We start from the raw sequence: 15,239 nt of genomic DNA, 5'->3' as shown, positions 1-15,239 counted from the left end.
GCGCGGAAGCGCTCTTGGCGAGACTATTCCCCGGATTGCCCAGGTTGTTCCGCCTGTTCCCGGCGCAGTCTCAATGCGCGCTCCAGAACATGCCTGTCGGCCACATCCTTGTCACGCATGGTTTGCTTGGTACGTAGCAGCCCTTCAAGGTTGAGCGTACGAACAGGAATGCCATCCAGATCTACGGTCACCGCATACTGTTCGAGTGTGTCGTAGGTTTCACCGCAGGCATTCAGCATGACATCGACCAGAAAGCTATCGGCAACCCGGATATTTTCACCTTCCGTAAACCATGCCGGCTCCAGATCCTTTGCCGCCTGGTCAGGCAAAATCATCAATGCCGCCTTGACTCTGGCACCCGATTCCAGCGTTGCCGGAACCAGTACGTCAATATCCATTGTGGCCCGATGGTAACCATGCACAAACAGGGCATATCCCCCGATGAGCAGGTAATCGACATGTTGTCGATTCAACGACGCAATCAGTGCCTTCAGGTCCTCCAGGGAGGCCGGGCGGCAATATTCATTTTCATTGTTCATTGCATCCATTGGCTCGCTCCAGCGCTACTCTTGCCATTCCCCTGGCAAGGCAATCAAGCCGATGCTGATCGGCCTCTTCAAGTGTCTTGAAGCGATAAATGCCTTTGGGAACGAAAGTCGTGCCGCCTGTGGGCAAACGATGTATTTCCTCATTGAATCGAGCGCCTTCAGCCAGGAGGGCGCCCGATGCAAACCGTCCGATGGGGCGCTCCTTGCGTCGACCGATTGTCTTCATGACGATCTCCGTGCCGCGTATTCTGGCGGCCCAATCTATCACCGGGCGAGCTACAGCGGCAACTGCCGGGGCTTGTGCTTGGCGCGGGCAAACAGGCGGTCGAATGCGCCGTTCGGCAGCAGGCGCAACAGCTTGGCGACGATGGCCATCTGCCAGGGCATCACCGCATAACTGACCTTGCGCGCGACCAGCCGGGCGATGCGCCGCGCGGCTTCCTCGGCCGGCAGAATGAACGGCATGCGATAGGGATTGGTGGCGGTCATCCGCGTCGCCACATAGCCGGGCAGGATGGTCGTCACCGTCACCCCGCTGCCATGCAGCTCCACCCGCAACGCTTCCAGATAGCTGATGGCCGCCGCCTTGGACGCGCAATAGGCGCTGGCCCCCGGCAGGCCGCGGATGCCCGCCACCGAAGCGATGCCGACCAGTTGACCGCGCCGCGCCGCGCGCATGGCGCCGACGAAAGGATGGAAGGTATTCACCATGCCCAGCACGTTGACTTCCAGCACGCGGGCGAAAACCGGCAAATCCGCCGCTTCCCCGGTCAGCGTGCCGACGCTGATGCCGGCATTGGCGATGACGACATCCGGCAAACCGGCCTGCGCCATGAAATCTTCGGCCGCCGCTGCCAGCGCGCTGGCATCGCGCACGTCCAGCGGATACAGCAGGCAGCGGCAGGGCAGGCTCGCCGCCAGATCCTGCAGCGCATCATGCCGCCGCGCGACCAGACCCAGCACGCCCGCGCTGCCGATCTGCTGCGCATACTGTCTGACCAGCGCCGCGCCGATACCCGTCGAAGCGCCGGTGATGAAAATGCGTAACGCTGCTGCCTCGGTCGGCATCGGGCTTATTTGCCGCTTTTCGCCGTAGCCGCCGTACCCTGCGCACCCCCCGCGCGCAAGCGGGCAATGAGTGCGTTCATGATCGCCGGCAGCGGCTCGTAGCCGCCGGCCATCACGTTGTTGGTCAGGTATTTGCCGCCAACGATGACGGCCGGCACGCCGTCCAGCCCGTGGCTGCGCGTCAGTTGCTGGGCGCGGCTGATGTTCGCCTGCACGGTGAAGGAGCGATAGGCGTCATCGAACCTCTTGCGGTCGACGCCTTTTTTCGCCAGCCAGTCGCCCACTGCCGCCTGGCTGTTGAAGTTGAGGCGCTCGCGGTGGATGGCGTTGAACAGTTCCGCATGCAGGCGCTCTTCCACGCCCAGCGCCTGCAACGTGTAATAGAGCCGGACACCGCCGGTCCAGCGGCCGAAATCCGCCGGCACGCGGCGGAATACCACGTCATCCGGCAAGGTCTTCACCCAGGCATTCAGCGTCGGCTCGAATTCATAGCAATGCGGGCAGCCGTACCAGAAAAACTCGGTCACCTCGATCTTGCCCTTCGCCTCGGTCGGCTGCGGCTGCGGCAAAGTGACGAAGTTCTTGCCTTCCTGAAGCTCGACGGCGAAGCTGCTGCCGGCAAGTCCCAGGCCCAGCGCCAGGCAGAAGGCGGCGAAGAAGCGAAACAGGAAACGGGCGGGTTTTTGCATGGGATTCTCCAGACTCTCCATTTACTGCGGCTGATTCTTGACCTTCACGATACTGGCAGGTATGCCGCTTTCCGACAACTGGTTGCGCGCAAGGTTCATTTCCTCGGGGCTGGCGAAGGGGCCGACGCGCACGCGGTACAGGGTGCCCCTGTCGGGCGTCTCGACCTCGAACACGCTGGTTTCAAAACCCATCAACGCCAGTTTGGCTTTCTGGTTGTTGGCATCGGCGGATTTCTGAAAGGCGCCGACCTGCAGATAGACGGCATTCGTCCCGGCCGCCGAGGCATCGGAACCGTCCGGCGCTGGCGCGGACGGCGCGCCGGCACCGGCCTCGCCAGCCGGCGACGGGGTCATCTGTCCGCTGGGCAGGATCTTGTAAAACTCGAAGCGCTGCCCTTCTGCGCTGTTCTTGCCGCCATTCACCGGCTTCTGTCCGGGCCGGCCCGGCAGTTGCAGCGGCGCGCCCGGCGGCTGCGTCACGTCAACGCGCTCCTGCATGCCGTTGTCCTGGAAGGGCAGCGGCGATTTCTGCAGATACCAGGCGACGCCGAAGGCGCAGAGCAGACCGATCACCAGGCCAACGAACAGGCCGATCAGCGTGCCGCCGCGATGCTGCCGCTGCGCCGGCCGGCGCGAAGATGAAGAAATTTTGCGGGTCATGTCACATGCTCTCCGGAGTCGAAACACCAAGGATGCCCAGGCCGTTTCTCAGCACCTGGCGCACGGCGGCGGCCAGCGCCAGACGCGCAGCGCGCAGCGCCGCATCCTCGACCAGGATGCGCTCGGCATTGTAATAACTGTGGAAATCGCCGGCCAGATCCTTCAGATAGAAAGCGATCACCTGCGGCGCGTAATTGACGGCCGCATCCTCGACGATTTCCGGGAAGGTCGCCAGCCGCGCGCACAGCGCCAGCTCGCGCTCGCCGGCCAGCGGCGCGAGATCGGTCCCGGCCAGGCCGGCCAGTTCAGCCGCATCGCCACCCCACTGGTTCAGCACCGAACACACCCGCGCATGGGCGTACTGCACGTAATACACCGGGTTGTCGTTGCTCTGCGACTTCGCCAGTTCCAGATCGAAATCCAGCGCCTGCTCGGCCTTGCGCAGCATGTAGAAAAAGCGGCAGGCATCGTTGCCGACTTCCTGGCGCAAATCGCGCAGCGTCACGTACTGGCCGGCGCGGGTGGACATCGCCAGCTTCTCCTTGCCGCGCCACAGCGCGACGAACTGCACCAGCAGCACGTCGAGCGGGCCGCCCTCCCTGCCGTCGCAACCCATCGCCTGCAGCGCGCCGCGCACGCGCGGAATGTAGCCGTGATGATCCGCGCCCCACAGGTCGATGATCTTCTCGAAACCGCGCTCCAGCTTGTTGCAGTGATAGGCGATGTCGGAAGCGAAATACGTATACAGGCCGTTGTCGCGCTGCACCACGCGATCCTTCTCGTCGCCGAACTGCGTCGAGCGGAACCACTTCGCGCCATCCTGCACATAGATGTGGCCATTCGCCTCCAGCCGCTCGACCGCCCGCGCCACCATCCCGGTATCGTAGAGCGAGCGCTCGGAAAACCAGACGTCGAAATGCACGCCGAATTCTTCCAGATCGGCGCGGCCGTCGGCCAGTTGCTCGGTCAGCGCATACTGGTGGATGTAATCCCAGCCCTCGCCGAGCAGCCGCTTGCCGGCAGCAATCAGCGCATCCAGCCGCTCTTCCAGATTCGACACGTCGCCGACTTCATCCTTCGGCACCGGCACCTCCGCCAGCACCGCCGCCACCGGCTGCACGAAACGCTCGCCATGCGCCGCGCGGATCTGCGCCGCCATGGCGGCCACATAATCGCCCTGATAGGCATTCGGCGGAAACGTCTCGTTCCAGCCGGCATCGAACAAGGCCAGATAACGCAGCCAGGTCGACACCGCCAGAATGTCCATCTGCCGCCCGGCGTCATTCACGTAATACTCGCGCGTCACCGCCCAGCCGGCGAAGGACAGCAGATTCGCCAGACTCGCCCCCAGCGCCGCGCCGCGCCCGTGGCCGACGTGCAGCGGCCCGGTCGGATTGGCGGAAACGAACTCGATCTGCAGCTTGCGCCCGCCGCCGATGCGGCAGCGGCCGAAATCCGCCCCCCGCGCCAGCACCTCGGCCACCACGCGGCTGCGCAGCGCCGTCGACAAATGAAAATTGATAAAGCCCGCGCCCGCCACCTCGACCTTGTCCACCCACGGCGACACCGGCAACTCGCGCACCAGCCGCTGGGCGATCTCGCGCGGATTCGCCTTCAGCGCCTTCGCCAGTTGCAAGGCCAGATTGCTGGCGAAATCGCCATGGCTGGCCTGCTTCGGCCGCTCCAGCAGGATCGCCGTCTCGCGCAATTCAGGCGCCACGCTCGCCAGCGCAACGCCGAGCAACTCGGCCAGATGGGATTTCGGATCGACGGTCATGATGCGGAACAAGAAAAAAGAATCTGATTAGGGAAACACTGATTTATTCCGTTCGCCCTGAGCTTGTCGAAGGACGCCACCTGTAAAAACAAGGGCTTCGACAGGCCTGTCCTGAGCACCGCCGAAGGGCTCAGCCCGAACGGGTTTGATTTAATCAGCGTTTCCATTAGAACGAATAGTCAGCAATGTACGTCCCACAGGGACTACCTTTGGCCATCCCACGGAGACTTTCTTTGGTCGTCATTCCCGCGAAAGCGGGAATCCAGTATGTCAATGGATCCCCGCTTTCGCGGGGATGACGGCCTCTTCGCATGAAATTATTCCGGACAGTAGTACGCTTTCGCGGGAATGACGAGAACCTATGTGTAGTTCTGCTGACGTTCATTGCTAATCAGGAAAAAGAATCGAAAAATCGCAGACTGTCCTGCACCGGCTGGACACCGCCTGCGCGGCAAAGCTGGCATTATAGCGATGCCGGGCGCCCACGCCTTGGGAAATACTGGTCCGTTCGCCCTGAGCCTGTCGAAGGGCACTCCATGTAAGAACAAGGGCTTCGACAGGCCTGTCCTGAGCACCGCCGAAGGGCGCAGCCCGAACGGATTTGACTTAATCAGCGTTTCCCTTGGCAATCTGAAGCAGGCATTGACGATATTCGACGATTTGACCCGATGGTGGATGAAGTAAACATGTTGCTGTTTGATGCGCTTGGATTCCATTGGAACAGGCTGGCGCTACCGGCCGCTCTCCCCGTGCACTCGATTGAGCGCGTCTGCTTCCGCTTTCACAGGATGCTGCCGGAGTTCGTCTGGGACGCCGGCGTACTCGAAGGCAATCCGGTCACCTTCCCTGAAGTCAAGACACTGCTCGATGGCATCACCATTGGCGGCCGCCGGATTTCCGATCAGGAACAAATCCTCAACCTGGCGGAAAGCGCCAGGCGGTTGCTGGCGATGGTCAAGACCAACCAATTTTCACTCCGCAAACAGACATTCACCGAACTGAACGGCATCGTTGCCCGCAACGAAGCCCTGGAATGGGGCGTATTCCGTGGCGAAGGACAAGAGCAAAACTACACTCCGGATGTAGGACTCGGCGAGCATGGCCGGCATACCCCCCTGCCCACGCTGCCGGGCGCACCCGAACTGAACCGGGTATTCCACGAAGGCACGACGGCGCTGCAAGCCTGCCCGCCGTTCGAGCAGGCCACCGCCTTCTTCCTGTTCGGCGCCCTGCAGCAGTTCTTCTTCGACGGCAACAAACGCACTTCGCGCTTCATGATGAATGGCGTACTCATGTCGCACGGCATCGACGCGATCAGCGTACCCGCCGCCAGGGCGCAGGAATTCAACGAAAAAATGGTGCGCTTCTACCTCAACCGTGATGCAACCGAAATGATGGCATTCCTCGCGGCCTGCCACCCGGATACCGCAGACGCATCGCCCCGATAAGGCGTTTCCCCGCATCCCCGCCGTCGTCATCCTGTACGCAGTTGCAGGATTCCAGCACAGCCCTCCAATCCAACCCCCATCACGGCGAAGAACACCGCGACGCGGCAATCCACGGCCACCTCTCTCGCGTCTTTTGACGCCTCGCCCACCCAGCCGTTGCAAAAAAACAACAAAATCCCTTGTACGCAACACAAACTGGATTTTTTGCTTGTCCGCTGCCGGTGAGTTCGGCAGAATTCATCTCAGTTTCCTCCGCAGGGAGGCAACGCAGAATCAAAATCTCGAAATTCAACATCGAGTTACAGCAAGTTCTTAAACAGGAGAATCAAATGCAGAAGAAACTCATCGCTCTGGCCGTTACCGGCCTGCTGTCCACCGGCGCTTTCGCCCAGTCCTCCGCCGTCACCGTCTACGGTGTGGCCGACCTGTCCTTCGACGTGGTCAAGTCCTCGGGCTTTCCGGGCGGCGCCCTCAACGTCGGTTCTTACACCCGCGTCTCCTCGAACGGCTCCTACATCGGCTTCAAGGGCACGGAAGATCTGGGCAACGGCCTGAAGGCACTGTTCCAGCTCGAAACCGGCCTCAATGTAGATGGCAACCAAGGCGGCAACAGCCTGTTCGGCGACGGCACCACGCGCGACAGCTTCGTCGGCCTGAACGGCGGCTTCGGTGAAGTCAAGCTCGGCACCCTGACCACCCCGACCCGCGCCCTAGGCACGGCTATGGACGTCAACGCCGGCTCCACCGGCATCGGCGACAACAAGGCGCTGCTCAACCGCGCCGGCTTTGATACCCGCCAAGGCAATGCCGTCCAGTACACCACGCCGAGCATGGCTGGCTTCAGCGCCGCCGCTGCCTACGTTTCCGGCGAAGACAAGCGTGCCAACGCTCTCTCCCCGCGCAATTCCAGCGCCTGGGATCTGGGCCTGAACTACAACAACGGCCCGATCCTGCTCGGTCTGGCCTACGTCACTGGGCAAGAGAAGAACACCTGGGATGACAAGCTCCGCAACCTCCGTGTCGCCGGCGCCTACGACTTCGGTGTGGCCAGCATTCGTCTGGTTTGGGATCAAGTCAAAGAAAAGGACAACGCTGGCTACGACTTCAAGCAGAGCGTCTGGGGCATCGGTGGTACCTACAACGTCGTGCCGAACGGCAAGCTGATCGCTCAGTTCTACAAGGCTGCTGATGAAAAATACAATGGCGTCAAGGCCGCTGACAGCGGCGCCAAGCTGTTCGAAATCGGCTACGAGCACAGCCTGTCCAAGCGCACCATGCTGAAGGTGGTCTATGCCCGTCTCAACAACGAGGATAACGCCAACTTCAACTTTGCCACCAATCCCGTTCGCAAGCCCGGTAATAACTGGTCTGTTCCTGGTATCGATCCCAGCGGCCTGCAGATCGGCATCCGCCACAGCTTCTAATCAGCCGCAACACGCTGTTTAGACTGCAAGCAGTCAAAACGGCCGCTCCCTCACGGGGGCGGCCGTTTTTTCATGCGCCCGGGTGTGATACACCCATTCGTCGTCCCCGCTCAGGCGGGGGACCCAGGGACGTACTGGATTCCCGCCTGCGCGGGAATGACGACGATGCGCGCTTCGTCGGGTAGGCCATGCCGCTGGATTTTCGCCTGCACGGGCATGACGAAGCCGATGATTTGATGGTTGGTTTTTCAACCACCACGCGTTGAGATACTCCCCCTTTCCCCTGTGTCTCGCCGAGTTTCGCCGCCGTCGAGCGGGGCTTTCCGGTTTCGTGTGTCTGAGCGCAGCGAGTTTAGAAACCGGCCGCTCGGCGGCGGCGAAACTCGGGAAGCCCGCAGGGCCGGCGCACCGGCAGGAGCCCGAAGGGCGGAGCCACCCGTAGAGGTGGGGTGCGCTTCTTTGCCTCCTTTCTTGTCGCACGACAAGAAAGGAGGTCGCCCGCCGGGGCGAGTCCCGGCTTCAGCGCGCCGTCAGAAAACAACCTATCGAAATTTCAAAATACCACTTCATCCCCGCATGCGCGGTGAACACACGGGCAATTCAAGTCACGCGAACCTGATACAAAAAGTCTTGACCTGTCAGCAACTAGTCTATACACTGGTCTATGTGCTGATTTATATCATCAATGACCGAGGGCATCATGAAAATCGAAGTTGGCGCCTACGAGGCAAAAACCAAGTTGCCGGAGCTTCTCCGGGGCGTGCAAGTAGGCAAGCAATACACCATCACGAACCGGGGCGTGGCCATTGCCGATCTGGTCCAGGCCAAGACTGCCAGACACCATGAAACCGCCGCTGCCGTTGAGCAAATGAAGGCCTTCATGGCGAAAAATCCGGTCAAGGACGTGGACATCAAGGGCTTGATCGAGGAAGGCCGCGCATGAACTTCGTGCTCGACAACTCCGTCGTCATGCGCTGGTATTTCGGTGGCGGCGCCACGGTGGATCTGGAATACGCATCCCGTGTCCTTGACAGCATGACCAGCGCCGGGGTTCTGGTGCCGGGCGTATGGAGTCTGGAGGTTGCCAACGTCCTCGCACGCGCCGAGGCGAAAGGACTGACGACCGAAGCCCGCACCGAGACCTTCATTGGCATGTTGAACCGCATGGACATCAGCATCGACGGTGCAACCTCGGTTCAGGCCCTATCGAGCATCCTGCAACTGGCCCGGCGCTACAACCTGTCGTCCTACGACGCCTCGTACCTCGAACTCGCCATGCGCGAGGATCTTCCCCTGGCGACCCTGGACGATGACCTGCGGCGTGCTGCAAAGCGCGCTGGTGTGGCGCAATTTTTGGGAAACTGAAAACCAAGACCCGAATTCTGATTGCTGTGATCGCTGCAGCGCTCGTCCTTCCCCTGACCGGCTGCAACTCTGCCGATGACCAGAAGCAGACCAGCTTCGGCGCTCACAAGGCAGGCGCTGAAGTCAAGAACCCCCAACCCAGCCTCTCAGCCGGGACAATCTCATGAACAATACCGTTTTCATAGTCGATGACGATGCCGCCGTGCGCGATTCGCTCAGTCTGCTGTTGAGTCTGCATGGCTATCGCACCACCGTCTTCGCCGATGCCGCCAGCCTGCTGGGCGCCCTGCAAGCCGACTGGCAGGGTTGCCTGATCATCGACATCCGCATGCCGGGCATGGATGGCCTGGCTTTGCAAAGGGAATTGCAGGCGCGCGGCTGCGCGCTGCCCATCATCATCATCACCGGACATGGCGACGTGGCCTCGGCACGCGAGGCCTTTCGTGCCGCCGCCGTCGACTTTCTCGAAAAACCGCTGGATGAAGCGCGTCTGCTGCAGGCCATCGAGGAAAGTTTCAGCCGGCAAAGCGCCAGCGCCGCAGCCCGTCAGACCCAGGAACAGTTTTCACGGCGCCTGAAAAACCTGACGCCGCGCGAACAGGAAGTCATGGAACAGGTCATCGCCGGCCGTCACAATCGCGAAATCGCCGCACTGCTCGGCATCAGCGTGCGCACGGTGGAAGTGCACAAGGCCCGCATGATGGCAAAACTCGACGCCGACAACATTCCCCAGTTGGTGCGCATCAGCCTGGGAGCGGACGATGCGGCTTCCTGAACCGGCCGGACTCCGGACTCAAGCCAGCCCGAGATCTCCTGCATAGGGCTGGCCGGGATAGTGGAACGCCACCGGGCCGTCGGGCCTGGCGTGCACGAACTGGTGCACGAAGGGATTGTCGGAATCGAACATTTCGGCGGCCACGCCTTCGGCCACCACCACGCCGTCGTGGATGAAGTAGGCGTAGTCGACGACCTTCAATGATTCCGACATGTCGTAGGTGACGACAATGGAAGTCACGCCCAGGGCATCGTTGAGGGTACGGATCAGGTTGGCGATGACGTTGAGCGAGATCGGATCGAGGCCGGCGAAGGGTTCGTCGTACATGATCAGTTGCGGATCGAGCGCGGTGGCGCGCGCCAGGGCGACGCGACGCGCCATGCCGCCGGAAAGCTCGCCGGTCATCATGCCTGCCGCGCCGCGCAGGCCGACGGCATGCAGCTTCATCAGCACCAGGTCGTGGATGATTTCCTCGGACAGGTCGGTCAGTTCGCGCATCGGGAAGGCGATGTTGTCGAACACCGACATGTCGCTGTAGAGGCCGCCCATCTGGAACATCATGCCCATGTCGCGCCGCAGGGCGTAAAGCCCGGCGTTGTCGAGCTGCGGCACTTCGCTGCCGGCGACCTTGACGCTGCCCTGCGCGGGACGCAACTGGCCGCCCATCAGGCGCAGCAGCGTGGTCTTGCCACTGCCGCTGACGCCGAGGATGGCGACGATCTTGCCGCGCGGAATCCTCAGGTCGATGCCGCGCAGGATCCGGCGCTCGCCGTAGGCGAAATGCACGTCGCGGAGTTCGACGAAATTTTCTGCGGAAGAGGGGATCGACATCGGCATGCAAGGACGCTGCTGCGAAAGAGCGCCTATTCTACCGCCGCCACCCGATCTGTCTGCCCTGCCGCCGCACCGCTGCCCGCCAGCGCCTTGTACAACTGCGCGGCATTGGCCAGCACGGCGCGCTTCGCCTGCAGCGCGGCCTGGTCGGCGAGCTGCAGGTCGCGGCGGGCGTCGAGCACTTCAAGGTAGTGGGAAATCTGCGCCCGGTAGCGTGCCTCGAACAGTTCCACACGTTCCTGCTGGATACGCCGATTGGCTTCCTGCGCCTGCAACTGTTCATCCAGCCGGACGCGGGCGGCCAGCAGGTCGGCGACTTCGCGGAAAGCCTGCTGGATGGTCTTTTCGTATTCGGCGACGGCGACATGCGTGCGCGCTTCGGCCAGGTCGACATTGGCCGCATCGCGCCCGCTGTTGAACAGCGGCAGGCGCAGTTGCGGCTTGAAGATCCAGGCGCGGCTGCCGGCGTCGAACAGGTTCGAGAGCCCGGAGCTGGCCGTGCTCAACAGGCCGGTCAGCGTCAGACTCGGCAGGAAGGCCGCACGCGCGGCACCGATGTTGGCATTCGCGGCGATCAGGCGTTGCTCGGCGGCCAGCACGTCGGGACGCCGCAGCAACACGTCGGCCGGCAGATCCGCTGCCAGCGGCGTCAGTTGCTGTTCGGCCAGTGGCCGAATCGCCGGCAGCGGCGAGGCAGCGTCCGCCGTCTCCTGGATCGGCTTACCGACCAGCAATTGCAGCCAGTGATCGGCCGCCGCGCCGGCCTGCTCGATGGCGGCCAGATCGCTGCGCGCGGCTTCGGCGGCCGCGGCAGCGCGCAGATATTCCATCGAGCCCATCAGCCCGGCCTGGCGGCGCTGGTCGGAAAGCTGCGCGACTTCGCTGCGGTTTCCGGCCAGCGCACGCGTCAGCACTGCCCGCTCGCGCAGCTCGCACTGGCTGTAATAGGCATTCGCGACATCGGCAATCAGCGCCAGACGAAAGGCGCGCTGCGCTTCTTCGCTGGCCAGGTAGCCGGCCAGCGCGGCTTCATCGAGACGCCGCACACGGCCCCAGAAATCCAGCTCGTAGTTGAGCAGTTCGACGCCCACGTCGTAGCGCTGGGAAAACTGCGGCTGACCCGTCATGCCGAGGTCGCCCGGCACGTGCGCCGCTTCGCGCCGGCCGAGCACTTCGAGCTGCGGCCAGCGCCCGGCACGCTCGATGCCGTGGATGGCGCGCGCCTCGGCAATCCGCGCCGTGGCGATCCGCAGATCGCGGTTGTGTTCGAGCGCCTGGTCGATCAATGCCTGCAGGCGCGTATCGGTGAAATAGTCGCGCCAGTCGGGCAGCGCGGCAACCGACTCAGGTGCGGCCCCAGCCACAGCGGCATCGCTGGCAAACCATTGCGACGGCAGCAAAAGCGACAGCGCGGGACGTTGGTAATCAGGCCCACTGGCACAGCCGGCCAAGGCCATGAGCAGGACCAGTTGGCTGGTCCGACGGATCAGTTTAGGCATGCGGATTCTCCTGCGCCTGGTCTGCCGCCGCATCGCGGTGATGACGGGCATGACCAGGAAAGATGCGCCGGATGACGACGTAGAACACCGGCACCAGCAACACGGCCAATACGGTGGCGGCGATCATGCCACCCATCACGCCGGTACCCAGGGCGTGGCGGCTGTTGGCGCCGGCGCCGCTGCTGATGGCCAGCGGCAGGACGCCGAAGATGAAGGCGATCGAAGTCATCAGGATCGGACGGAAGCGCAGGCGGCAGGCTTCCAGCGTCGCGTCGACCAGCGAGCGGCCCTGCTCTTCCAGTTCGCGGGCGAACTCGATGATCAGAATGGCGTTCTTCGATGACAGGCCGATGATGGCGATCAGACCGACCTTGAAATACACGTCGTTGGGCAGGCCGCGCAGATGCACCGCCGCCAGTGCCCCGAGAATGCCCAGCGGCACCACCAGCAGCACCGACAGCGGAATGGTCCAACTCTCGTAGAGCGCGGCCAGGCAGAGGAAGACGACGAACAGCGAGACGGCGAACAGGAAGGGGGCCTGGGTGCCCGAGACACGCTCCTCGTGCGAGGTGCTCGACCATTCATAGCCGAAGCCCGGCGGCAGTTTGGCGGCGATTTCCTCCATCGCCTGCAAGGCTTCGCCGGTACTGCGGCCGGGCGCCGGCATGCCGGCCAGCTTCATCGCCGGCAGGCCGTTGTAGCGGTCCAGGCGCGAGGAACCCACCACCCAGCGCGGCGCGGCGATTTCGGCCAAACGCACCAGGCCGCCATTCTGATTGCGTACCGTCAGACGCATGATTTCATCGACATTGCTGCGTGTCCGCGCTTCGGCCTGCATCTGCACGCGCAGGATACGGCCCTGACGCACGAAGTCGTTGATGTAGGCAATGCCCAGTGTGGATTGCAGGGTTTCGTTGATTTGCGCGATATCCACCCCGAGTGCCTGGGCCTTGATGCGATCGACGTCGATTTCCAGTTGCGCGCCCGGCTCCTGTCCTTCCGGGCGCACGCCCATAAGCGCCGGATGCTGGGCGGCCATGCCGAGCATCATGTTGCGCGCTTCGAGCAGCTTGTCACGCCCCTGGCCGCTGCGATCCTGCAGGCGGAAGTCGAAGCCGCCCGCCGCCGCGAGTTCGGGAATCGGCGGCACGTTGATGGCGACGATGAAGGCTTCCTTGATCTGCTGCAGCAGACCATTCACGCGGCCGACCAGCGCACCCGCCTCCTGGTGCGCCCCCTTGCGCTCGCTCCAGGGCTTGAGCGGCACGAAGGTGGTGCCGGCGTTCTGGCTGCGGCCGATGAAGGAAAAGCCGGCCACGCCGATGACGTGCGCCACTTCGGGTTGATCCAGATACAGCTTTTCCACCTTGCCGAGCACGTCCAGGGCGCGCTCCTGGCTGGCGCCGGTGGGCAGTTGAATCATGCTGACGTAGTAGCCCTGATCCTCGTCGGGCAGAAAGCCGCTGGGCAGGCGCACGAACAGGGTCGCCACGGCGGCAAGCAGGATCACATAAATCAGCATGTAGAGGCCGGTACGCCGCAGGATGCGGGTGACGCCCGACTGGTAGCCGCGCGTGGTGCGATCGAAGAAGCGGTTGAACCAGCCGAAGAAGCCGCGCTGCTGTTCGAGCGGCTGCTGATGATGGGGCTTGAGCATGGTGGCGCACAAGGCCGGCGTCAGCGTCAACGCCAGCAAGGCCGAGAAGCCCATGGCCAGCACCAGGGTCACCGAGAACTGGCGATAGATGGCGCCCACCGAACCGCTGAAGAAGGCCATGGGCACGAACACCGCGGTAAGCACCAGGGTGATGGCGATGATGGCGCCGACGATCTGGTCCATCGCCTTGCGCGTGGCCGCGCGCGCGGGCAGACCTTCCTCGCGCATGATGCGCTCGACGTTCTCGACGACGACGATGGCATCATCGACGACGATGCCGATGGCCAGCACCATGGCGAACAGGGTCAGCACGTTGATCGAGTAATCGAACAGGTACAGGCCGGCCAGCGCACCGCACAGGGTGATCGGCATGACGATGGCCGGGATCAGGGTGGCGCGCAGGTTCTCGAGGAACAGGAACATGACGACGAACACCAGCACCATGGCGATGATCAGGGTCTCCACCACTTCGGCGATCGACACTTCGACGAACTTGGACGTGTCGTAGGGGATGGCCCAATCCACCGACCCGGGCGGGAAGCCGGCCGACAATTCGGTCAGCTTGGCGCGCACCGCGCGGGCGGTATCGAGGGCGTTGGCATTCGGCGTGGTGCGCACGGCGATGCCGACGGCCGGCTGGCCGTCATAGCGGGCGCGCACCGAATAGTCCTGGGCGCCCAGCTCGACCTTGGCGACATCCTTGATGCGCACCGTGCTGCCATCGCGGTTGGCGCGCACGATGATGTTCTCGAATTCCTCGACGCTGGTCAGGCGGCTGTGGGTGGTGATGATGGCGTTGAGCTGCTGGCCTTCGACGGAGGGCAACTGGCCCAGCTCGCCGGTGGCCAGCTGAACGTTCTGGCTGCGTACCGCTCGCGCCACATCGCCGGCGGTGAGGCCGAACGACTCCAGTTGCCCGGGCTTGAGCCAGATGCGCATGGAGTATTCGGTGCCCAGCAGCATCGCCTCGCCCACCCCGGGCACGCGGCGGATGCTGTCCAGCACGTGGGTGGCGGCAAAGCTGCCCAGGGCCACGTTGTCATGGGTCTTGTCGGGCGAGAACAGCACCGAGATCAGCAGGTGATTGCGCGCCGATTTGTACACCTGCACGCCGATGCGGCGCACCTCGTCGGGCAGGCGGGCTTCCACGCGCTTGACGCGGTTCTGCGTCTCCATCATGGCCACGTCCAGATCGGTGCCGGCCTCGAACGACAGGTTGATGGTGCCGGTACCCTGCTCGCTGCTGGAGTCGAAATAGGCCAGGTGTTCGACGCCGTTCAGCTCCTGTTCGACCAGGGCGATGACGGTCTCTTCCATGACTCTGGACGAGGCGCCGGGATAGGTGACCGAGATGGCCAGGGCGGGCGGGGCGACCGACGGATAGGAGGCCACGGGCAGGTTGCGCAGGGCCAGCATGCCGACCAGGATGATGGCCAGCGCGATGACCCAGGCAAATACCGGGCGGTCGATGAAGAAGCGGGCGAGCATGTGGTTT

Annotated in this window: 14 protein-coding genes; 5 read left to right on the top strand and 9 right to left on the bottom strand. The window is 63.2% G+C overall.

Annotated features, from left to right (window positions below; all coding sequences use genetic code 11):
- Positions 1 to 23: 23 nt before the first annotated feature.
- The 6 genes from SDENCHOL_RS02025 to argS are packed head-to-tail and all read right to left on the bottom strand — an operon-like array spanning position 24 to position 4,742.
- Positions 24 to 548 (bottom strand): hypothetical protein, encoded by a 525-nt coding sequence (locus SDENCHOL_RS02025; protein ID WP_154715815.1) that lies wholly within the window; start codon positions 546 to 548, stop codon positions 24 to 26.
- A complete protein-coding gene (locus SDENCHOL_RS02020; protein ID WP_154715814.1) occupies positions 529 to 774 on the bottom strand; it encodes a hypothetical protein in 246 nt (81 codons plus the stop codon). Before SDENCHOL_RS02020 ends, SDENCHOL_RS02025 begins: the two co-directional genes overlap by 20 nt.
- 50 nt (positions 775 to 824) lie before the next feature.
- Positions 825 to 1,616, bottom strand: a complete 792-nt coding sequence (locus tag SDENCHOL_RS02015; protein WP_154715813.1) for an SDR family oxidoreductase — start codon at positions 1,614 to 1,616, stop codon at positions 825 to 827.
- Between the two features lie 5 nt (positions 1,617 to 1,621).
- A complete protein-coding gene (locus tag SDENCHOL_RS02010) occupies positions 1,622 to 2,305 on the bottom strand; it encodes a thiol:disulfide interchange protein DsbA/DsbL (protein ID WP_172954968.1) in 684 nt (227 codons plus the stop codon).
- Between the two features lie 21 nt (positions 2,306 to 2,326).
- Positions 2,327 to 2,965, bottom strand: coding sequence for an SPOR domain-containing protein (locus SDENCHOL_RS02005; RefSeq protein ID WP_154715811.1), 639 nt, complete (start codon positions 2,963 to 2,965; stop codon positions 2,327 to 2,329).
- Between the two features lies 1 nt (position 2,966).
- A complete protein-coding gene (gene argS, locus SDENCHOL_RS02000) occupies positions 2,967 to 4,742 on the bottom strand; it encodes an arginine--tRNA ligase (protein WP_154715810.1) in 1,776 nt (591 codons plus the stop codon).
- A 686-nt stretch (positions 4,743 to 5,428) separates the two neighbouring features.
- Between argS and SDENCHOL_RS01995 the strand changes: the two genes are divergently transcribed.
- From SDENCHOL_RS01995 to SDENCHOL_RS01975, 5 genes are all read left to right on the top strand, one after another.
- A complete protein-coding gene (locus tag SDENCHOL_RS01995; RefSeq protein ID WP_154715809.1) occupies positions 5,429 to 6,190 on the top strand; it encodes a Fic family protein in 762 nt (253 codons plus the stop codon).
- A 329-nt stretch (positions 6,191 to 6,519) separates the two neighbouring features.
- The gene (locus SDENCHOL_RS01990; RefSeq protein ID WP_154715808.1) at positions 6,520 to 7,614 is read left to right on the top strand and encodes a porin; all 1,095 of its coding nucleotides are present in this window, start codon (positions 6,520 to 6,522) and stop codon (positions 7,612 to 7,614) included.
- Positions 7,615 to 8,314: 700 nt separating this feature from the next.
- Positions 8,315 to 8,557, top strand: coding sequence for a type II toxin-antitoxin system Phd/YefM family antitoxin (locus tag SDENCHOL_RS01985; RefSeq protein ID WP_154715807.1), 243 nt, complete (start codon positions 8,315 to 8,317; stop codon positions 8,555 to 8,557).
- On the top strand, positions 8,554 to 8,979 hold the full coding sequence (locus SDENCHOL_RS01980; RefSeq protein WP_154715806.1) for a type II toxin-antitoxin system VapC family toxin: 426 nt from the start codon (positions 8,554 to 8,556) through the stop codon (positions 8,977 to 8,979). Before SDENCHOL_RS01985 ends, SDENCHOL_RS01980 begins: the two co-directional genes overlap by 4 nt.
- Before the next feature lie 163 nt (positions 8,980 to 9,142).
- On the top strand, positions 9,143 to 9,754 hold the full coding sequence (locus tag SDENCHOL_RS01975) for a response regulator transcription factor (protein WP_154715805.1): 612 nt from the start codon (positions 9,143 to 9,145) through the stop codon (positions 9,752 to 9,754).
- Between the two features lie 18 nt (positions 9,755 to 9,772).
- Here SDENCHOL_RS01975 and SDENCHOL_RS01970 read toward each other — a convergent pair whose 3' ends face one another.
- The 3 genes from SDENCHOL_RS01970 to SDENCHOL_RS01960 are packed head-to-tail and all read right to left on the bottom strand — an operon-like array spanning position 9,773 to position 15,232.
- On the bottom strand, positions 9,773 to 10,591 hold the full coding sequence (locus SDENCHOL_RS01970; protein WP_231912889.1) for an ABC transporter ATP-binding protein: 819 nt from the start codon (positions 10,589 to 10,591) through the stop codon (positions 9,773 to 9,775).
- Positions 10,592 to 10,617: 26 nt separating this feature from the next.
- Positions 10,618 to 12,087, bottom strand: a complete 1,470-nt coding sequence (locus SDENCHOL_RS01965; protein WP_231912888.1) for an efflux transporter outer membrane subunit — start codon at positions 12,085 to 12,087, stop codon at positions 10,618 to 10,620.
- Positions 12,080 to 15,232: an efflux RND transporter permease subunit gene (locus SDENCHOL_RS01960; RefSeq protein WP_154715804.1), complete on the bottom strand. Its 3,153-nt coding sequence runs from the start codon at positions 15,230 to 15,232 to the stop codon at positions 12,080 to 12,082. The genes SDENCHOL_RS01965 and SDENCHOL_RS01960 overlap by 8 nt, the downstream gene beginning before the upstream one ends.
- Positions 15,233 to 15,239 lie beyond the last annotated feature (7 nt).

The sequence above is a fragment of the Sterolibacterium denitrificans genome, from assembly GCF_900174485.1.
Taxonomy (GTDB): Bacteria; Pseudomonadota; Gammaproteobacteria; order Burkholderiales; family Rhodocyclaceae; genus Sterolibacterium; species Sterolibacterium denitrificans.
This window is presented reverse-complemented; position numbering and strand designations above follow the sequence as displayed.